This is a genomic window from Shewanella sp. SG44-6 (genome assembly GCF_014164185.1).
Lineage (GTDB): Bacteria > Pseudomonadota > Gammaproteobacteria > Enterobacterales > Shewanellaceae > Shewanella > Shewanella vesiculosa.
Window position 1 is genome coordinate 1 of record NZ_JACJER010000089.1, and the last position, 19,472, is coordinate 19,472.

Genomic DNA, 19,472 nt, shown 5'->3' on the forward strand with positions numbered 1-19,472 from the left:
ATTAACGAGCAAACCTTAAGTTTTTTACCACGTTTACTCGTGACCTTATTTGCATTGATGTTTTTAGGCCACTGGCTAGTGCAAACTATGATGGATTTCTTCTATGAGATGGTCAACCTCATCCCCATCGCCATTAAAATACTGGCAACCACTAAGTCTAAGACCAAAAAAGGCACAAACAGCATAAAGCCAATTTGGAATGCCGTTTTAAGCTCACTAGTAATAAATGCAGGAATAACAACGCTCATTGGCGTTTGTTCAGGAGATTGAATGTCTTTATAGCCTGATATTTCAATAAAAGTTTGTAAGTCTGTGGTGCGAACTTGCGACAGCATGAATGTTTTAATTGGCTCTTTGCCAACGTCATAAGCTTGGGTTAAGGTCATGGTTTCATTGATATAAGGCTCTACCGCTTCAGCATAAATCTTGTCAAACACGGGCGCCATAATAAAAAAAGTCATAAACAAGCTAATCCCAATCAATACCTGATTCGACGGTGTTTGTTGTAACCCCAAAGCTTGTCTTAATATCGATAACACCACAATAATACGGGTAAAAGAGGTGAGCATAATCACCATGGCAGGAATAAAGCTCATTGCCGTCATCAGCAATAAAATCTGCATGGTTACCGAATATTCAGTGGTTCCATCAGCACCAGTTGTAACCGTCAACGCAGGTAACACGCCGTCTTGAGCCAGTGCAGAGGGTGATAGAACAACGGCCACTAACGTCAGTATCGCCAACACCAATACCATTATGTACTTATTCATTATTGCTGTTCCTTGGCTTGTTTTAGGCGACTGGCAAACGAGGAAAGTGGTACGTCGACAGGGGTAGATAACTTATCGATAAGATTAATCTGTTGCGAAGTCACGCCAAGTAAATATTGCTGACCATTGACCTCCACCAATACCACCTTTTCACGCTGTCCAATGGGCGTAACAGCAATCGTTTTAATGATTCCACCATTTGATGGGACTAACTTAAGACGTTTCACAATATACGCTAACAAGAAAATCAGCGCTAAAACGACAATTAATCCACCAACCATATTCGCTAAGGTTGCAACATTAGAGGTTTCGGCGGGCCGAACTAAGGTGTTACTAGCTAAAGTACTAGACATTGCAGGGGCGCTTAATGCCTCACTCATGATGCCGAGCATTGGTATCATATTAGCCACTGTGATTCCTTGTGATAGTTAACCCACCAAGCAAAGACTCAATGAATACTGATCTCTGCTTCGTTAGTGTAAATGGTTATTTTAACTTTTTAATACGTTCAGTCTGGCTAATAACATCAGTTAAACGAATACCAAATTTGTCATTAACGACCACCACTTCCCCATGGGCAATCAAGGTGCCATTAACCATAACATCCAGAGGCTCACCTGCGACGCGATCAAGCTCAACAACAGAGCCTTGGTTCAACTGGAGTAAATTTCGAATGCTAATAAAACTTCTTCCAACTTCCATAGAAATGGTCACAGGAATATCTAGGATACCATCCAATTTTGCCGCTTCTTCTTTAGAAATAGGTTTGGACTCGTCGACTAACTCATCTAATTCGACATGTTCCGCTTCTTCTAAAGCCTGTTCAGCCATTGCTGCAGCCCAGTCATCGCCAGTATCTTCTGTACTCATTTACTTCACCTTATAAGTCTGAAATATCACGCGACTTGCCTTTGCGAGTCACTAATTGCAGCTCTGTTTTAACCGTTTCTGGCCGCGGAATTTTCTCACTGATTTTTAATGCTAAGTTATCGCGTGATTTACCCATTTTACAGCGGTAAGTTGGTAAGCCCTCTATTCGCATCATAATATGTTCAGGCAAATCAATCGGAATAATATCACCCGCTTTAAATCCCATCACATCACGTAAAGTCACTTCATGCTCAACCACATTGACATCAAAACCAACTTGCACGTCCATGATCTCATCACGTAATGCTTGCGACCAGCGCATATCGGTATCTTGTTTATCACTTTGAACACCGGCATCGAGTAATTCACGTATTGGTTCAATCATTGAATACGGCATAGTGATGTGGAAGTCTCCCCCCCCACCATCGACTTCGATGTGGAATGAGTTTATCACCACCACTTCTGTTGGACTGACAATGTTGGCCATGGCAGGGTTCACTTCAGAATCGAGGTATTCAAACTCCACGTCCATTACCGGCGCCCATGCTTCTTTGTAATCTTCAAAAATAATTTTAAGCAGTAACTGGACTATTCGGCGTTCTGTTGGAGTAAATTCACGACCTTCAATTTTGGCATGAAAACGGCCATCACCACCAAAGAAGTTGTCGACGAGAATAAAAACTAGCCTTGCTTCCATGGTAATTAAAGCTGTGCCTTTTAGTGGACTAAAACGCACCATATTTAAACTCGTTGGAACAAATAGCGTATGTACATACTCACCAAACTTAAGCATTTGTACGCCATTAATTGACACTTCTGCAGCGCGACGCATCATGTTAAACATACTGATGCGTAAATGCCGAGCAAATCGCTCATTGACGATTTCAAGCGTTGGCATACGACCGCGCACAATACGATCTTGAGATGAGAAATCATACGATCGTGCATCAGCACTATCTTCTACAATCTCATCATCATCGTCGTCATCGACACCATGTAATAGCGCATCAATCTCATCTTGGCTTAATAAATCACTCACATCATCGCCTTAGCAGTTAACGCTTTTAGTTATTGCATGACAAAACCAGTAAACAGGACTTTCTCTACCACTTTATTTCCTGTTATTGGTTGCAGCGTATTCTGAACATTGAGTAAGGCTAACTGGCGCAGCTCGTCTTTACCGGCTTGGGTACTAAGCTTTTGCACATCAGCAGCACTAAAGGTCGTTAATAACGCATCTTCAATTAAAGGAATATGTTTTTGGGTTAATACACTATTACTTTCACCACGCACCATTAATTGGACTTTTATTTCAACTAAACGAGCACGGTCAGCGCCAGGTAAATTAAATAAAAAAGGTCTTGGCATACCGACATATTCTGCTTCAGAACTGACTATCGGCGCAGCGGGATCGGCAGATGCATCAGCACTGACGTCGGTAGCTGCAGGCTCGTCCGAGCCCATAAAAAACCACAATCCGCCGCCAATAAGCAAAACTAATACTAAACCAATGCCACCAAAGATGAATAGTTTCTTGCTTTTTTTACCGGCGTTAGGGGTTTCGTTTAACTCTAATTCTTGTTCAGGCATTATGGTTCCTAATCAACATTGTGATTAACATTATAACTTAACTGAATAACTCGTTATTCTTGAAAAGATATATTAATGCTATAGGTTACCTGCTTAAGCATAATAATCTATAGCAGAATGTAAACTCCTTGATGGATTTGTCATCAAGCTAGGCTCTTGTGCTGAAATTTCATCCAATTGCGCATCTCCAGCGGCATGATCACCAGATTGTCCTTGCTGATCACGCCCGCCATCGCCTTGAGAAACCTGACTGTCTGTTAGTTGTAATCCTTCTTGGGCAAGCATATCGCGTAATCGTGGCATAGCTTGCTCAACAATATCACGGGTTTGCGACTGAGCAACATGAAACTGTACTTGGGTTTGATCACCATGAATTTGAATTTTAACGGTTAAATGCCCAAGTTCCGGCGGATCTAAACGAATTTCAGCTTGCTGAATACCATTACTGACCATAGTAATTAACTGCTGCTTCATGACCGGAGAAAAGCGCTGGATCATCTCTTGCATTTGCGCACCATGATCGCCTTGCGGTTTCAACGATAACTGAAATTGTGGTACATCACTTTTATGTATCGGAGTAAAACTACTCTGATTTTGTAACGCCTTAGTGTCGGTATCACCGATATCATTCACTGCGTCTAAACCCAAGTTAGCCGAATTTATATTGGCTGATAGTTCTCCTGATGCACGCTTGGTCGCTAGTGAATCTAGGACCACAGAAAAATCAGCTTTCGCCAGTATTTTGGCATTATCAGTATCTGATTGAATATTGCCATCAATACCAGTGCTATCACCTAAAATCGTCTTAGGGTCGGCAGATATCGCTGAAGAAGATGCAAGAGTGGCGCTAGCCTCCAAAAAACCGGTGCGGTCTAATTTAACAACCGCAGAATTAAGACCCGCAGAGCCAGTTTGGCCTGGAACGGTGACACTGGCGGCAATTGATTTATCAATTTGGTTTTGTTCTTCAGAACTAAGGATACTTTTTGGGGAATCGTCACTACTGTCTATATCTGCAGACACCATCGCAAGAATGGATTCATCAACAACAGGCGCTTGTAAATTAAAGTCACTAATTAACTCGCTTAAACCCTTAATGTCTAGTGCTTGTAAATCCTTTTCAGATAAATTGGCAAATGCCATTAAGCTGGATATATCTTCAGGGCTAAGCTGAGAAAGAGCTTCTTTGGTAGAAAGAGAGTCAGCGGGTAAATCAATAGCATCAGTGAATAACGCACCCATCTCTGACTGACTATCGCTATTCTGATCATCAATAATACTACTCAAAGATATCGCGTCAAAACCAATATCTAATGTATCCACATGCGGCAATTCATTTCCGCCAGAGGAATGACGTTTATTTAATGCATCAGCCATATTAAGCTGAGCAAAAATCAACTCAACATCAGCATTTTCTTCAGTAGATAAATCAAGGTCATTAGCAGCATCGACTTGATCCATTTCAGCATCTAACGATACAGGTGCACTATTGGCGTTAGGCCGCGAAGCAAGTTCGGATTCACTCGCTTGATTAAAAGCAGACAAGAATGATGTATTTTCAACACCTTGCATGTTTCCTTTTGTACTAAGATCAGCAGATTTACTGCTATTTCCAAGTAAGATATTGCTCATCTGCTGCATAATCAGCTCCACTCAATCAAACAAAGTTAGGTCATTATCGTCTAACAAACAGCTATCAAATTACCTCGATGAATCATATGTCGATATTAGGTAATATCAATAGAGTCATTACAAACCTCATCATGAGGTTTCCACTGTCGCTTCGCTGACGATTTCTATTCCAATGTAAACTTAAATTTATATTAAGCAATTTAAGTGCCAATAAATATTAGTTGATAAAGTTTAGAGAATAAATAGAGTTTGAATGCGGACCAATCAAAAGGGACTGCGGTAAAACGAGTGATAGATTTGGAGGCTATGACTTAATTGATTTTTGACGGTAATATTGTTGCATAGCAAACTCATCTGACATTTTTTGTTCACGTTTTGCTTCTACGACCATAGCCTTTTTGGCTTTCTGAGCGAGTAACATTTCTACCGCTTTGCGTTTTTGTTGTTTTTCTTGCCAGTGAACTTGACGGTAACCCACTTGTTTTTCGGCATCTTTAACCGCTGCTACTTGTTGGGTAATAGCACTATCAACTTGACGAATAAACTGATGAAACTGATGGTACTGATTAGCACGTAATGTCGTGCCCGTGTGCCCTTCCATCTGCTTCATGTAATCTAGACGGTAATTGTTTAGCGCATCGAGCTGCCCTTGGCGTTTTTGTTTTTCAAATTGAGCTGACTTGAGCTGCAATGCCGCTTGTTCCTCGGCAGCAGTCGCTAGCTTCAATACCGTTAATAATGGGTCTGTGCGAGTCATCTAGGTTATCCCTGACATTGAGCGGCAATTTGAGTCAACATCACTCGGCTTTCTTCAAATGAGACAGGTTCTTTAAACCCTTGACGTAAAAAAGCATTCATTGCAGGTTGTAAACGTATCGCATTATCAATCCGAGGATCACTGCCTTGTGAGTACGCGCCAATTGAAATCAGGTCACGATTTTGCTGATACAAAGAATACATCTGTTTGACTTTACGCATCGCCTCTAAGTGTTCTCCACTTATCACCATTGGCGCAACGCGGCTAATTGATGCTTCCACATCAATCGCGGGATAATGACCCGAATCGGCAAGTTGACGAGATAGCACAATATGGCCGTCTAAAATCGCTCGAGAAGCATCTGCAATCGGATCTTGCTGATCATCACCTTCGGTCAACACAGTATAAAAAGCCGTAATAGAACCTTGTCCAGCTCCGCCATTACCGGCGCGCTCAACCAAACGGGGTAACTTAGCAAACACAGAGGGTGGATAGCCCTTGGTTGCTGGCGGTTCTCCTACCGCAAGCGCCACTTCACGTTGCGCTTGAGCATAACGTGTCAAGCTGTCCATTAACAATAAAACATCGTAACCTAAATCACGAAAATATTCGGCTATACGAGTCGATGTTTCACAGGCACGTAAACGCATTAATGGCGAAGTATCTGCCGGTGCAGCCACTACAACCGAGCGGGCACGACCTTCTTTACCTAAAATTTCTTCAATAAATTCTTTAACTTCGCGGCCACGCTCGCCGACTAATCCCACCACAATAATGTCGGCTTTAGAACCTCGGGTCATCATGCCTAGGAGCACACTTTTACCTACCCCAGAGCCAGCAAACAGCCCCATTCGCTGACCTTTACCTACGGTTAACATCGAATTAATGGCACGAACACCGACATCTAATGGTTCGGTAATGGCACGTCGAGACAATGGATTAATGTAAGGACCATGACGGGCTGCGTATTGATCCGTATTCAATGGCCCCAAACCATCTAACGGCACGCCGCTACCGTCTAATACTCTACCTAACAATGCTAATCCGACATTTAATCCAGATTGCTCACCCAAGGGTTGAACCCGTGCGCCAGGCAAGACACCTCGCAGCTCTTCAATAGGCATTAAATACAACAGTTTGTCATCAAAGCCAACCACCTCAGCAACTAACTCACCAACCATGGTTTCAATGGAGCATAAACTGCCCACAGGCGCACGACATCCTGTCGCTTCTAAGGTTAAACCAACAACCCTAACTAACTGGCCGCTAGCGACGGGCCTAAGCGGTAGCACGTGTTTATGATGCACCGACAGTTTATTGAGGAGTTTATGTTGACGGGTGGTCATCGATATTTCCTTGAGATAGCCCTTTGTTCTGTTGCTGATCGTCATCGCCTGCGCCACTACCCGCTGGTGCACTTGTATTGAGCGTTATATCGTTATCGACAGTGGCATTTTTATCATGCTCAACATTGAGTGATGCAGCAGAGCCATCTAGAACATTTTCAGCGACAGATTCAGTCGCATTGGTCTTCTGAGCAACATCTGTTTGTCCAGTCTCGAGCTGATTATCTTGGTCGGGAGCAGTATCTGAAGCGGCTTGATCGTTGACTGCCTCAATCCCATTAGCAGACTCAGAGGCTTGTTGATACTCTGTCAAATTTTCGACTGATGTTGTTTGATATTGTGGATGAGTAGACTTTTGTTGTTGTACATTTTTAGCTATCTGATTCGACTGCGCATCCAATTCACTAAATACTTGATTGATACGTTGCTCGACGCGTAAATCAACGGAGGAGCGGACACTTTCAATAATACAGTCGCCATTTGATAAAGTAGGATCGATATCAATTTGCCAGTTATTTTTTTGTAATTGTTCAGCACTATAGCATTGGCTGACGATTTCAGCATCGGCTTGATTTAAGCGTAATTTAACCAGTTGTTCTTTTAATGGTAGGGCGTCAACACCTTGGCGTAACGCTGATAATATATGCTCTGGATGCGTTTTTAGTTCGTGACCAATTACCGACTTTGCTAAGCTGATTGTCATGGCGAGCAACTCGGCTTCAATTTCGTTATCAACTATTGATAATGGCAACTCAAATTGAGTCATAATGTGATTAAGTTGCTCAACTAACTGATTAACTTTAGTTTGACCTGCCTCATAACCTTGTTGTTCGCCTTGAGCAAAACCTTGCTGATGACCTTGCTCTAATCCTTCTAAACGCCCTTGTTCCAGCCCTTGTTGATGACCTTCTTGTTGACCTTGCTCAAACCCCTCTTGCTCTGCCGCTGCGCGAATATCTTCGATTTGTGCCATCGTAGGCGGCGCCATAGACTTCTCGGGGCCAGAAATGGGGTTTGGCCGATGAGCTTCAGAAAATTGACCAAATAAATTTGAAGGATCGTGACTGCTGTCTTTGGTAATATCAGGTAATTGCCAATGGCTAAACTCATGCTCATTATCGGCATTGGTGACATCTTTAGGCACTTTTGATTCAGACATAATTGGTCACTTGTGTTATTGAAAACATTGGCTCAAAACAAAATAATAACAGGAGTACAATGTATTAGCTTTACTGACAACAAACGAATTAGGCAAGTAAATTAGGTATATCTTTCAGACATACCTAATCGTAAGATTATAAGAACTCGTCACCGCCACCGCCGCCTAGCATAATTTCACCACTGTCACTGAGTCGACGGGCAATAGACAGAATTTCTTTTTGTGCTACTTCAACTTCACTGATACGAATAGGCCCCATGGCTTCTAAGTCATCACGCAGTAATTCTGCAGCACGCTTGGACATGTTCCCCAGAATTTTCTCTTTTAAAGCTTCATCAGCACCTTTGAGTGCCTTCATCAAGATATCTTGCTGTACTTCACGTAACAATGCCTGAATACCACGGTCATCAACGTCGATGAGGTTTTCAAATACAAACATCATGTCTTGTATTTGTTGTGCCATCTCTTCGTCAGACTCACGCATAGTTTCCATTATTTGGCTCTCAATACCAGTATCGAGGTAGTTCATAATATTGGCTGCAGCTTTCAAGCCGCCCATTTTGGCTGCTTGCGCACCACCTTGACCCGCAAATTGTTTTTCCATGATGTCGTTTAGCTCTTGCAATGCTGCTGGCTGAACTTCTTCAAGATTGGCAATACGCATCATTAAATCTAAACGGGTATTTTCAGGGAACTGACTAAAAATTTCAGCCGCTTGATCCGGTTCTAAGTAAGACAACACAATGGTTTGAATTTGAGGATGTTCATTTTGAATAATGGTCGCCACTTGGCGGGCATCCATCCACTTTAATGAATCAAGCCCCTTAGCGCCGCTGCCCATAATAATTTGTTCAATTAAGTTACCAGCTTTATCTGCACCCAATGCCGCGGTTAACGCTTTACGGACGAATTCTTCACTGTTAAAACCAATTGAAGAGAATTTTTGAATATCATCTAAAAATAGCTTGTGAACCCCAATGACTTTTTCTTGACCAAAGTCATCCATCGCCGCCATCGCCATACCCACTTTTTGTACCTGCTTAGGCTCTAAGTGTTTCAAAATTGACGCAGCATCCGCTTCACTCAAACTGAGCAACAAAATGGCTGTTTTCTCAACACCAGTAACTAAATCTGGGTCAAATGCCGTTGATTTCTCTGCTTTTTCTACTTTGTCTTTAGCCATTGTCTTGTAACCAGTTTTTAACTACTTGAGTGGAAAGTTCAGGCTCGTTAGCCACTAACGCTCTAATTGCTTTAATCATATCATCATCTTTATGCAAATTAGGTATATGAATTGAGCCATCATCAGCATAACTGTATTCCGCCTCTTTAGTATTGAGCATACCTAAGGTATCTGCTGCATACTGATCTTCAATTTCTGCTAACTCATGTCCAGGACGAACATCATCTGGCATGTTGATCCCATTAGGATTGGTTAGCTTCTTAAGCATAGGACGGACCACAGCCAAGATAAGCACTAAAATAACAATCGCACCTAATGCTAGCTTAATTGCACGCCAAAACCATGGTTGTTCCCACATATCAGGCTCAGGTAACTCTTCAATTAGCTGATCCATAAAGGGAACGGTTACCACTTCAAGAGCATCACCACGCTGGGTACTAAACCCAACAGCGCCCTCGAGTAAACGACGAATATTAGTTAACTCTTGCTCAGTTCTCGCTACACGAGTGACCTGGCCATTTTCGTCTACTTGCCCTGGTTTAAAGTTAATCGCTACTGACACACTCACACGGCGTACCACACCAATTTGCTGACGAGTATGGCTGATAGTTGTATCTAATTCATAATTACGAGTCGCTTCTTTTGAGGAATCGCCTGATACAGTTGAAGCTGTCGCTTCACCTGCAACTTGCGGAATATCAGACTCCATCGGCGGTTGATTACTTAGCGCACCAGGAATACCACCAGAACTTCCACCCGTTGAGTTACGTTCGATGGTCATTTCACTTCTAATAGCCGGTAAATCTGGTGAAAAACGTTTTGCGGTTTGTTCTACTGCAGTAAAGTTCATATTAACATCAACCTGAGAAGTAAAGTTCTCTGGGCCTAAGATAGGCATTAGGATTGAGTCAATTTTTTTACGGTATTCAGCTTCTTGTTGCTGCACGAGCTCTTGCTCACGACGTGCTCTTGCTGAGGTACCATCTTGGCTACCTGAATTCAGTAAACGCCCATTTGAGTCAGTTACCGTTACACGAGAAGGCTCTAACCCTTGAACAGCCGAACCAACAATATCAACAATCGCATCAATCTCTTCTTGGCCTAAACCACCACGGCGCACACTCACCACTACAGTAGCACTTGGCTTAGAAGCATTGCGGGCAAAAACATTTTCTTTGGGTAACGCTAAAATGACTTTAGCACGGCTAATACTTTTTAATTCTTCAATAGCTCTGGCTAGGTTTTGTTCTTGGCTTTGTTTTAAGCGCGCTTGTTCCATACGTTGACTAACACCAAAACCACTGTCTTGGCTTAAATAATCGTTAGCTTGAGTGCTACTTTGAATCCCCGCACGGCTAAGCAGTAATTTTACTTCTTGATATTTATCTTCAGGTACTTTCACCACATCGACGTTGATTTGATACTCGATTTGGTTTTTATCAAGCACATCTAAGACTTGGATCATCTCAGCTGTTTCCATTTTACCAAGTGGTCGATAATCTGGCTCTTGTGCCCACATCATCACAAACACAGCGAGCGCTAGGCATATCGCTAGTGCCAAAATCATGATCACTTGGCGCATCATATCTGCACCGCCGATGCCGCCAAGCAGCCCAGATTTATTCTCTTGCTGGACGCCGCCATCAACTGTTGAATCTGAACCTACCATCATGTCTGTGCTCACAATACGTACCTGCTATATCTAATGTTGTTATATTATTTAGTGCTTAACGCTATCTGCAGCTAAACAGGCATACTCATAATTTCTTTATATGCTTCAACGAGTTTATTACGTACCTGCACCGTTGCTTCAAAGGCAACACCGGCTTTCTCACGCGCAATAACCGTATCAGAAAGAGTAACCGTCGTATCGCCCATGTCTAAACGAGTGGCTAAATTGGACGAGTTTTGTTGTAACTCATTGACAGTGCCGACAGCCTGAGACAATAACTGACTGAAATCGACGCCTGTGGTGTTATTCACTTGCTGAGTAAGATTAGGTCGAATAGATGAGCCAATCGAAGGGGCTATTTCGCCACGAAGTGACTGCATTTCTTGCATTAATGGATTTGCGCTAATCTGCATGATGTAACTCCCTTTCGTCGACTTTTTGACGACAATAATAACTAATAAAGAGTTAAAGCAATTTAGATGCCAATATTAGAAGAAATATAATATGAGTAGATAAAATGGCGGGAAACAGAGCAAAAGTAACCGTACCATTAGATAATACAGGTTACTTTTTGCATCTTGACAGATGTTAGCAATAAATAAGCAGAGTTAATTAGACTATAAAATCATAAGGTTAATTAACCAACTACTGATAACGCTAAGCAGGAAGTTGAATGCCCATATCACGCATTTTGGCCATCTTATAACGTAATGTTCGAGCACTTATACCGAGTTTTTCAGCGACCTTTTTTCGACTCCCCTGACATTGATTCAAGGTTTCTAAAATAATCACATGTTCTTGGGCCTTTAATTCGTCACCTAAGCCATCTACTTCAATAGACTGCTCTGTCTCTGCATATTCTGTGGCAACTAACTTCACATCAGCAGAGTCGATAATAATATCATTGACACCAATGTCATCATTTACTCGTAATATCAAGGCGCGTTGAATAACATTGTCTAACTCTCGCACATTACCCGGCCAGCGATGAGTCAGTAACCGTCGAGTTGCCGCATCATCAAGTTTAGGCACCGACGTCATATTCAATGCTTTAGCATGCTTCGCCAATAAATGACGTGCTAACGGAAGAATATCCGCAGGACGTTGGTTTAGTGCTGGCCACGTCAGTGGAAATACGTTAATGCGGTAATATAAATCTTCTCTGAATTCGCCAGACGTCGCCAACGATTTCAAATCGCGGTTTGACGTTGCGAGAACTCTCACATCCAATTTTATGGTTTTACGGCCACCTAAACGCTCTACTTCGCGCTCTTGTAATACTCGCAATAACTTTGCTTGTAAGCCAAGTTCCATTTCAGAAATCTCGTCAAGCAATATGGTGCCCCCCTGAGCTTGTTCGAACTTGCCTGGACAAGCTTGATAAGCACCAGTAAATGCACCTTTTTCATAACCAAATAAGGTGGCTTCTAACATGTTTTCTGGTATCGCCGCACAATTAATCGCAATAAATGGCTGCTCATTACGTTGGCTATGCTGGTGAATATAGCGTGCCAGCACTTCTTTACCTGAACCACTCGGGCCCATGATCATGACCGAAGCATCTGACACCGCAACGCGCTGAGCCAGCGCCAACAATGCTAAACTTTTCTCATCGGCAACCACGGGATTGTCGTGATTTTGTTTTAAAGGCAAATAGCGTGATACCTGATTTAATAACACTTCTGGTGCAAAAGGCTTAGCAAGATAATCTACTGCGCCTAATTTCATCGCACTAACAGCACTGTTAATCGTGGCATATGCGGTCATTAATAATACCGGCACTTTAGGTTGATGTTGTTGTAAATAACTCAGCAAGCCCATACCACCGATGCCATCCATCTGCACATCGCTAATCACCATATCAAAGTGGTTTACTTTTAAGGCCAATATAGCCTCTTCAGCACTGCCAACATCAACACAGTCGTAATGGGCAAGCATCAGTGTATCAAGCAATGCTTCACGTAAATCAGCATCATCTTCAACTAATAGAATATTTGCTTCAGCCACGCGCCACCTCCTGAACACTCATTTTGTTAATGTGCGGAAAGCTCAAACGAATATGGCAACCCATACCGGGTTTACACGACAACTGTATCTGTCCACCATGGTTTCGTACTACCGACTGCACAACAGCTAAGCCTAAACCTGTACCTTGACTCTTTGTTGTAAAAAACGGCTCAAGTATTTGTTGCTGCATTGACGGTTCAAGCCCTTTGCCATTGTCAATAACATCCAATAATAGACCATCAGGCGTTTCACTGGCGCTGACTTTTATTTTTGTGGCCCCAGCTTCAATACTGTTCATCACTAAATTATTTACCGCTGAACTGAGCGCATTCGCATTGGCAAGCATCAATGAATGTGAAGTATCTTCAACAACCAGCTGACAATGTTTTTTATCTGCAATCGGTTCACAACTGGCCATCACTTGGCTGATTATCTCATCCATTGAAACAGATTCAGCCATTCCGTCTTGGCGTCCTCTAGCCATAAGTAACATGTCATTTACTTGACGCTCGAGTTCATTGAGTCGGTCAACCAGCTTAGATTGAAACTTCGACCGTGCAGAATCGGTTAATTTAGGACTAGCAAGATTAGAAGCGTACAGAAGCGCTGCAGATAATGGGGTGCGTACCTGATGTGCTAACGTGGCCACCATTTTCCCTAACGCCGATAATCGTTGTAAATGAGATAGGTTTTTCTGCAGTAAACGGGTTTCGGTAAGATCAGTTAACACAATTAACTGCCCAGGTTCAGGGGCTAACGGTGTAATAGCCAACTTTACCCGTCGACCATTTTTTAGCGACACTTCGTGTCCATCATCATCTTGAGGTGCAAAAGCACGATGAATAATATCAAACCAACGTAATCCTTGTAGAGGTCGGCCTAATAGCTCTGTTGCAACCGGATTAGCTAACGTCACAACACCATCACCATCAATGATCACCACGCCAGATGGCATAGCTTGAAGAATATGCGCCATTTGATTCGACATATTGGCGGCCTTACTGGAATATGAACTGACGAGAGACGTTGCTATGCCAGTGGCAATGAATGAGCTTGAGTGAACACGTCCCTGATTGGTATGGCTTTGTACATTTGAATTCACGTCAATTGCAGACGTTTGTGTTTCCGCATCAGTGATAGCGAAAGACGAAGCTGACGCAGATAATTCAAAGTATGAATCGTCTGTCTGGGTTAACGCTCGTGCTGAATACATGGTCGCTCCGTCAAAAGAATAACATTTGACTAACCCAATGCATTTACCGTGCCAAGCAATTATTTTGTCGTAGCTGAAACATCGGTGCACGGTTCCTCAGCAAGCTACGCAAACGAAAAAACACACTTTCAGTGTGTTTTCATTACAATATCAATTAATTACAGTTTAATTACTCTTTACTTAAACCATATTTACGCATTTTTTCGACTAATGTGGTACGGCGAATACCCAGCATCTCAGCCGCTCTTGCGACAACGTTATCTTGCTGTTCGAGTGCCTGACGGATCATGTCGATTTCTAATTCGGCCAGTAAGTCTTTTAAATTAACCCCTTCCGGTGGTAATTCACTTGGAAAGCGAGTTTCGGGTATTTCAACAGGTTCTTCATCACTGAATATCGACGCTAACGCATCACGTTCTAGCTGTTCTTCACTGACTTCAATACAATATTCTGGCACATCAATATAACGATACTTATGCGGTAAATCGTTCACATCAACCAGTCCACCTGGGTACAAAATCGTTAAGCGCTCAATTAAGTTTGATAATTCACGCACATTACCGGACCAAGGATGCTCTTTTAATGATTCAATGGCTCGTTGAGTAAAGCGAACCTTACCACGGCCTTCATTAAATACCCGGTTAACGAGTTCGTGCAGCAGTAACGGCACATCATCACGTCGCTCACTCAACGCCGGCATTTCGATTGGGAACACATTTAATCGATAAAACAAATCTTCACGAAATTCATTATCTACAATCATGGTTTCAAGGTCGCGATGCGTAGCCGCCACAATACGTACATCTGTGGCAATCGTTTTACTGCCACCAACACGCTCAAAAACCTTTTCTTGCAATACACGCAACAACTTAACTTGCATCTGCAATGGCATGTCACCAATCTCATCGAGAAATAGCGTACCGCCTTCAGCCATTTCAAAACGACCTTTACGTGCAGATATTGCCCCGGTAAAAGAGCCCTTCTCATGGCCAAATAACTCACTTTCAAGTAACTCAGCAGGAATCGCACCACAGTTAACAGGAATAAATGGGCCATCACGTCGTTCAGACAAATAATGAATATTACGTGCAACCACTTCCTTACCTGTGCCAGATTGCCCCAACACTAATACCGTTGCATCAGAACTAGATACTTGACTAATCAAGTGTCTAACGTTAGCAATACCTTCACTGCGCCCCACTAGGCTTCTGAATAACTTAGTCTGATTACCGTTTGTTAAGGTATGCTCGCGTTTCGCTTGACCAAACACTTGGCAAAAATGCAATAACTCAGTAAGTTGCGGATAATTTATCGGTTCTTCGATCAGCCCAAGTACATTTGATAGATGAATCTCAATATCACCCAGCAAGAGTATGGGTTGCCAAGGAGCTGCAGCGATAATATTTTTAATACTATCGACATCGATATTTTCATTCACAATGACAACTGCTCGGTACCGAGAAAGCTCGACTAAGGCTGCTAAAGATTCATTAGAAACAATGTCACATTGCTCACCTAAGAATTCTAAAATACAGCACAAACGGGTCACGCGCTCTGATGGGGTACCGACAATTAAAATTCGTTGTTCTATTTGCATCATTCAGAAGGCCAAAAGCTCTTGTTATAGGTATTTATTCGGAATGGTTGCGTCGCACACAGCAACAAAAACCAAAGTATATTGCAGCCATAACAGCTGACAACACTGACAGTATTCTAGCATTATTCCTAAAACATGATCGTAAATCCGCAAAATTCTGGGTAGAAAAACGAACTTAGGGATAAATATTGTATTATCAGCTCACCATAAGCAAGCACCAGTTACATTTTATCTACATTGAGCCACATTTTAATAGCAATATGCTGTTTTTTTATTCGAAAAATCTAATGAACCAAGTTTCGTTTGAACTGAGAGGTTAAATATAGACTCGCCATAGCATCATCTCACGGTAATAAATAGATGAAAAATGATGAATTAGATACATGAATTTCATGTAATGAATTGAAGACTAATAGAAATAAAAAAAGACGCGAAGCGTCTTTTCAGTTGAAATACAGAACACTGTAAGGATTAACTCACGTCAGAGGTTAGCTCGTGCATATCCTGTGGAATAGCATCCCAGCCTTCTTTAATGGTTTTTAAAATCGACACCACGTCGTCAATCGCTTGTGGGTCGTTATTAATATTAGCTTCAGACATTCTACGCAACATGTAGTCGTATAACTGAGTCAAATTAGCGGCAACATCAGCACCTGCATCCATATTCAAGCTGCCATTTAAACCATTAACAATCCCGATAGCTTTGCCAATTAACACGCCTCTGTTGGCTATGTCACCGTTCACTATAGCTAATTTAGCTTGAGCTAACCGTTCTAGTGCACCCGCTAATAACATTTGGATAATACGGTGTGGTGTCGCCACTGCCATATTACTGTCTACTGACACCTTACGATATGATTGCATTGAACCGCGCATATTTACACCTACCTATTTGAATCAATTGCTTTATACACATTAATTTGGCGTTTTGTGGTATTGCCAGCCTGCAACAACGATTGTCTAAAATCCATTATTTTTCGACTTTGCTTTATCAATGTCTGAGTCAAATCAAACTGCTGTTCCAGTACTTCTCTGTCAGTAAAATTTGTATCAGACACTAAGGCATGCAATAACTTTTGACGCGTCTTAGTAAGTAAATGCAATTCTGATACCAAATCTGAAACAACTTCGTCTTCAGGTTTAGACTTTTCGATTTTATCAATAATAAACATCAGCTTACTATTGATATCATTAATTTCAGCCAGCGAGTAATCCAATCGAAACCTCTTATGTAAAACTTAACATATCTGTACCAAGACCATGATAGTCAAAAAACTGCTTGTTCTATGTTTATAGCTTACTTAATCATTAATTATTATTCCGAACAACACCAGGTAAAGAATCTAAGCGGGACTGTAAATCACTAGCGCTGCTGTTTAAATTAGCGACTACTAAGTCCATCGCATTATATTGTTTATATAAGCGATCGCTATAAGCTGCCATACGAGTATTAAGCTGATCGCGACTGTCTGCTATACGACTAAGTTGTTCATCCAAAGAAGAATCACGGCTATCCATGATACCGCCAGATTTAATGTAACCATCTAATAAAGATGACATCTTACTTGCAAGACCAGTATTTTCAGCGCTAAACATCTCAGCAATAGCACCTTTATCGTTACTGATAACGTCAGTTAATTTAGTGGAGTCAATTTCAAGTAATCCTTCACGAGTTGTTGTCACCCCCAAGTTAGCCAACATTTTATCACCATCAGATGTGCCAAATTTATCTGATAACATATTCCTTAATTGACCTTGAATACTGCGAGGCAGGGCATCACCTTGTAAAATTCCTGCTTTTTCGGTATCAGCATCATAACTCGTTAGATCTTTTATAGTTGTCATCACAGTATTGTAGGCTTCAACAAAACCTTCAATCGCAGCTTTGGTTTTAGCAGTGTCTTTACTTACGGTTATAGTTGTTGTTTTATCGACATCTGCGGCCGTTAACGATAACGACACCCCAGTAATTGCTTCACTAATACTATTTTTTTGCGAGACGACTTTGACACCATCAATATAAGCAATGGCATTTTTTGCAGGCGTCACCTCTGTCATGGTAAACGTATCAACCAAGCCAGTATTGCCATCAGTATCAATAGCGGTAGCGCTAATGGTATTGTCTAAACCAGTATTTTTAGAGCTAAGGACTAACTGCGGCCCTAACTCACCGTTAATAATCGTTGCGGTAACGTCACTGTTATTGTCTGAACTATTAATTTTATTCATAATTTCAGTCAGTGTATCAGTGCCTTCAACATCAACACTAAAACTGTCACCACTGCCAACAGCTATTGATAATGAGCCAGTACCAATTGCAGTGGCATTATCCGCCACCACTGCAGAACCGACTTTTTGACTTTGGGCGAGTTGTTCAACTTTAACTTGGTAGCTTCCGGATACAGCCGTTTTATCAACAGTAGCAGATAAAAAATCTTTAGGAGAAATTGCCACTTTCTGACTACCAAAAGTAGCCGATTCAGTTAACGTCTTTAACTTAGCATTAAACTCTGACATCGCGCTTTTTAAAGAGCCAATACCCGATATTTGCGCATTGATTTTACCTTCATTAACATCAAATTTTGCAATCTTACCTGCGCTTTCAGCATTGACGAGCGCGGTAACAATACCACCGATATCAATTCCAGAACCAATACCAACTGATGTTAATCCCATAATAACCTCTGCTTGTTTCTATAACGTTAAAAACCGAAAAACATAATCTTAGTGTTAGACTTCAGTTTTCATTAATAGACCCGTAACTTCATTTAATTTTTTAGCAATATCTAATGCTTCTTCATTAGGTATTTGTCTAATCAATTCACCTGTCGTCACATCGATGACTTTAACCACTTGAATTCCAGAATCTTCATCCACTTTAAAGGATAACCCTTTCTGCATCACATTCATGCTCGCCGCAATATCACTTACCGCTTGATTTAATTCTTCGGCATCGACTTTAGAAGCCGGATTAACCTGCTCGGTACTGCGGCTGTTATCTGCTACTTTTTGAATACTATCTCCAGGTAAAGCGCCCTTGGCTAGACTAGGCTGCTTTTCTAGCATATTAACCTGTCCATCTGTGCGCAAAAGGGCATTTGATCCAGCTACATTAACTTCCATGGCACACCTCAACTAAACGAATAAAACAAAGCAATAATCACACCATTTTTAATTATTAGATATAGGTCAACATCTAAATAATAATGACCGCATGTAAACAATCCAATAACGATTAAGTATGTGCCTTATTATAGGGTTTAAAACATAAAAGGGAGAATCGCAAGCGACCCTCCCTATCGGCAACCTTAACTTAGTTAATCGCTATTATAGTAGTGACAACGCAGTCTGTGGTATCTGGTTAGCCTGAGCCAACATCGCAGAAGAGGTTTGCGATAGAATCTGCTGCTTAGTTAACTGAGCTGTTTCTGAAGCAAAATCAACATCTTGAATACGGCTACGTGCATCTGACACGTTAGATTGAATGTTATTCAAGTTATTAATGGTAAAGTTTAAGCGATTTTGAACTGCACCGATATCTGCACGTTGACTATCAATCTGACCGATAGCGGCATCAATAACACTTATCGCATCTTGCGATTTGGCAGCATCGGTAATATCTAAGCTTTCAACAGATTTAAATGCAGAAGCTGAACTATTAAACTCTGTAGCAGCT

19 protein-coding genes and 2 pseudogenes are annotated in these 19,472 nt (G+C 41.7%); 1 reads left to right on the forward strand and 20 read right to left on the reverse strand.

Translation table 11 applies throughout. The annotated features are described in order from the left end of the window. A pseudogene (locus tag H5185_RS15135) lies at positions 1–135 on the forward strand (flagellar biosynthetic protein FliQ); the annotation flags it as partial. On the opposite strand, the pseudogene fliP reads toward H5185_RS15135, so the two are convergent. From fliP to H5185_RS15235, 20 genes and pseudogenes are all read right to left on the reverse strand, one after another. Beyond that, positions 114–755 (reverse strand): annotated as a pseudogene (fliP, locus tag H5185_RS15140) (flagellar type III secretion system pore protein FliP); the annotation flags it as partial. The pseudogenes H5185_RS15135 and fliP sit on opposite strands and share 22 nt — an antisense overlap. Positions 756–769: 14 nt before the next feature. Next, positions 770–1,171 (reverse strand): flagellar biosynthetic protein FliO, encoded by a 402-nt coding sequence (gene fliO / locus H5185_RS15145; RefSeq protein WP_371697198.1) that lies wholly within the window; start codon positions 1,169–1,171, stop codon positions 770–772. 85 nt (positions 1,172–1,256) lie between these two features. After that, positions 1,257–1,640 carry a flagellar motor switch protein FliN gene (gene fliN / locus H5185_RS15150; RefSeq protein ID WP_124016933.1) on the reverse strand — a complete coding sequence of 128 codons (384 nt, stop codon included), beginning with the start codon at positions 1,638–1,640 and terminating at the stop codon, positions 1,257–1,259. A 10-nt stretch (positions 1,641–1,650) separates the two neighbouring features. After that, complete coding sequence (gene fliM, locus H5185_RS15155; RefSeq protein WP_124016932.1) at positions 1,651–2,679, reverse strand: flagellar motor switch protein FliM; 1,029 nt, start codon at positions 2,677–2,679, stop codon at positions 1,651–1,653. A 29-nt stretch (positions 2,680–2,708) separates the two neighbouring features. Continuing rightward, the gene (gene fliL / locus H5185_RS15160) at positions 2,709–3,233 is read right to left on the reverse strand and encodes a flagellar basal body-associated protein FliL (RefSeq protein WP_404948461.1); all 525 of its coding nucleotides are present in this window, start codon (positions 3,231–3,233) and stop codon (positions 2,709–2,711) included. A gap of 90 nt (positions 3,234–3,323) precedes the next feature. Next, on the reverse strand, positions 3,324–4,871 hold the full coding sequence (locus tag H5185_RS15165) for a flagellar hook-length control protein FliK (RefSeq protein ID WP_182742508.1): 1,548 nt from the start codon (positions 4,869–4,871) through the stop codon (positions 3,324–3,326). A 295-nt stretch (positions 4,872–5,166) separates the two neighbouring features. After that, on the reverse strand, positions 5,167–5,619 hold the full coding sequence (gene fliJ / locus H5185_RS15170) for a flagellar export protein FliJ (RefSeq protein WP_124016929.1): 453 nt from the start codon (positions 5,617–5,619) through the stop codon (positions 5,167–5,169). Positions 5,620–5,624: 5 nt separating this feature from the next. After that, entirely contained in the window at positions 5,625–6,965 is a 1,341-nt protein-coding gene (gene fliI, locus H5185_RS15175) for a flagellar protein export ATPase FliI (RefSeq protein ID WP_124016928.1), read from the reverse strand. Beyond that, the gene (fliH, locus tag H5185_RS15180; protein ID WP_182742509.1) at positions 6,946–8,124 is read right to left on the reverse strand and encodes a flagellar assembly protein FliH; all 1,179 of its coding nucleotides are present in this window, start codon (positions 8,122–8,124) and stop codon (positions 6,946–6,948) included. Before fliH ends, fliI begins: the two co-directional genes overlap by 20 nt. A gap of 136 nt (positions 8,125–8,260) precedes the next feature. Beyond that, positions 8,261–9,307 (reverse strand): flagellar motor switch protein FliG, encoded by a 1,047-nt coding sequence (gene fliG / locus H5185_RS15185; RefSeq protein WP_124016926.1) that lies wholly within the window; start codon positions 9,305–9,307, stop codon positions 8,261–8,263. Continuing rightward, positions 9,300–10,979, reverse strand: a complete 1,680-nt coding sequence (gene fliF, locus H5185_RS15190) for a flagellar basal-body MS-ring/collar protein FliF (RefSeq protein ID WP_165870119.1) — start codon at positions 10,977–10,979, stop codon at positions 9,300–9,302. Before fliF ends, fliG begins: the two co-directional genes overlap by 8 nt. Positions 10,980–11,050: 71 nt before the next feature. Then, on the reverse strand, positions 11,051–11,392 hold the full coding sequence (gene fliE / locus H5185_RS15195) for a flagellar hook-basal body complex protein FliE (protein ID WP_124016924.1): 342 nt from the start codon (positions 11,390–11,392) through the stop codon (positions 11,051–11,053). Positions 11,393–11,636: 244 nt separating this feature from the next. Continuing rightward, positions 11,637–12,986 carry a sigma-54 dependent transcriptional regulator gene (locus H5185_RS15200; RefSeq protein ID WP_182742510.1) on the reverse strand — a complete coding sequence of 450 codons (1,350 nt, stop codon included), beginning with the start codon at positions 12,984–12,986 and terminating at the stop codon, positions 11,637–11,639. Next, a complete protein-coding gene (locus H5185_RS15205; RefSeq protein ID WP_310741671.1) occupies positions 12,979–14,199 on the reverse strand; it encodes a HAMP domain-containing sensor histidine kinase in 1,221 nt (406 codons plus the stop codon). Before H5185_RS15205 ends, H5185_RS15200 begins: the two co-directional genes overlap by 8 nt. Before the next feature lie 169 nt (positions 14,200–14,368). Continuing rightward, entirely contained in the window at positions 14,369–15,799 is a 1,431-nt protein-coding gene (locus tag H5185_RS15210) for a sigma-54-dependent Fis family transcriptional regulator (protein ID WP_124016922.1), read from the reverse strand. 468 nt (positions 15,800–16,267) lie between these two features. Continuing rightward, positions 16,268–16,672 (reverse strand): flagellar export chaperone FliS, encoded by a 405-nt coding sequence (gene fliS / locus H5185_RS15215; RefSeq protein ID WP_182742511.1) that lies wholly within the window; start codon positions 16,670–16,672, stop codon positions 16,268–16,270. A gap of 8 nt (positions 16,673–16,680) precedes the next feature. After that, complete coding sequence (locus tag H5185_RS15220; RefSeq protein ID WP_182742512.1) at positions 16,681–17,013, reverse strand: flagella biosynthesis chaperone for FliD, FliT; 333 nt, start codon at positions 17,011–17,013, stop codon at positions 16,681–16,683. A gap of 91 nt (positions 17,014–17,104) precedes the next feature. Beyond that, a complete protein-coding gene (gene fliD, locus H5185_RS15225; RefSeq protein ID WP_182742513.1) occupies positions 17,105–18,472 on the reverse strand; it encodes a flagellar filament capping protein FliD in 1,368 nt (455 codons plus the stop codon). A 54-nt stretch (positions 18,473–18,526) separates the two neighbouring features. Then, the gene (locus H5185_RS15230) at positions 18,527–18,919 is read right to left on the reverse strand and encodes a flagellar protein FlaG (RefSeq protein ID WP_259396230.1); all 393 of its coding nucleotides are present in this window, start codon (positions 18,917–18,919) and stop codon (positions 18,527–18,529) included. 204 nt (positions 18,920–19,123) lie between these two features. Then, positions 19,124–19,472: flagellin (locus H5185_RS15235; RefSeq protein WP_259396231.1), on the reverse strand; the 349-nt coding region annotated here is incomplete at its 5' end.

What these genes read in the sequence shown, in the direction of transcription:
- fliI (WP_124016928.1), bottom strand. Translation starts at nt 6,965, where the DNA reads ATGACCACCCGTCAACATAAACTCCTCAATAAACTGTCGGTGCATCAT.
- fliD (WP_182742513.1), bottom strand. Translation starts at nt 18,472, where the DNA reads ATGGGATTAACATCAGTTGGTATTGGTTCTGGAATTGATATCGGTGGT.
- fliO (WP_371697198.1), bottom strand. Translation starts at nt 1,171, where the DNA reads ATGATACCAATGCTCGGCATCATGAGTGAGGCATTAAGCGCCCCTGCA.
- H5185_RS15205 (WP_310741671.1), bottom strand. Translation starts at nt 14,199, where the DNA reads ATGTATTCAGCACGAGCGTTAACCCAGACAGACGATTCATACTTTGAA.
- H5185_RS15210 (WP_124016922.1), bottom strand. Translation starts at nt 15,799, where the DNA reads ATGATGCAAATAGAACAACGAATTTTAATTGTCGGTACCCCATCAGAG.
- fliF (WP_165870119.1), bottom strand. Translation starts at nt 10,979, where the DNA reads ATGATGGTAGGTTCAGATTCAACAGTTGATGGCGGCGTCCAGCAAGAG.
- fliG (WP_124016926.1), bottom strand. Translation starts at nt 9,307, where the DNA reads ATGGCTAAAGACAAAGTAGAAAAAGCAGAGAAATCAACGGCATTTGAC.
- fliJ (WP_124016929.1), bottom strand. Translation starts at nt 5,619, where the DNA reads ATGACTCGCACAGACCCATTATTAACGGTATTGAAGCTAGCGACTGCT.
- H5185_RS15165 (WP_182742508.1), bottom strand. Translation starts at nt 4,871, where the DNA reads ATGCAGCAGATGAGCAATATCTTACTTGGAAATAGCAGTAAATCTGCT.
- fliS (WP_182742511.1), bottom strand. Translation starts at nt 16,672, where the DNA reads ATGCGCGGTTCAATGCAATCATATCGTAAGGTGTCAGTAGACAGTAAT.
- fliE (WP_124016924.1), bottom strand. Translation starts at nt 11,392, where the DNA reads ATGCAGATTAGCGCAAATCCATTAATGCAAGAAATGCAGTCACTTCGT.
- fliN (WP_124016933.1), bottom strand. Translation starts at nt 1,640, where the DNA reads ATGAGTACAGAAGATACTGGCGATGACTGGGCTGCAGCAATGGCTGAA.
- fliH (WP_182742509.1), bottom strand. Translation starts at nt 8,124, where the DNA reads ATGTCTGAATCAAAAGTGCCTAAAGATGTCACCAATGCCGATAATGAG.
- H5185_RS15230 (WP_259396230.1), bottom strand. Translation starts at nt 18,919, where the DNA reads ATGGAAGTTAATGTAGCTGGATCAAATGCCCTTTTGCGCACAGATGGA.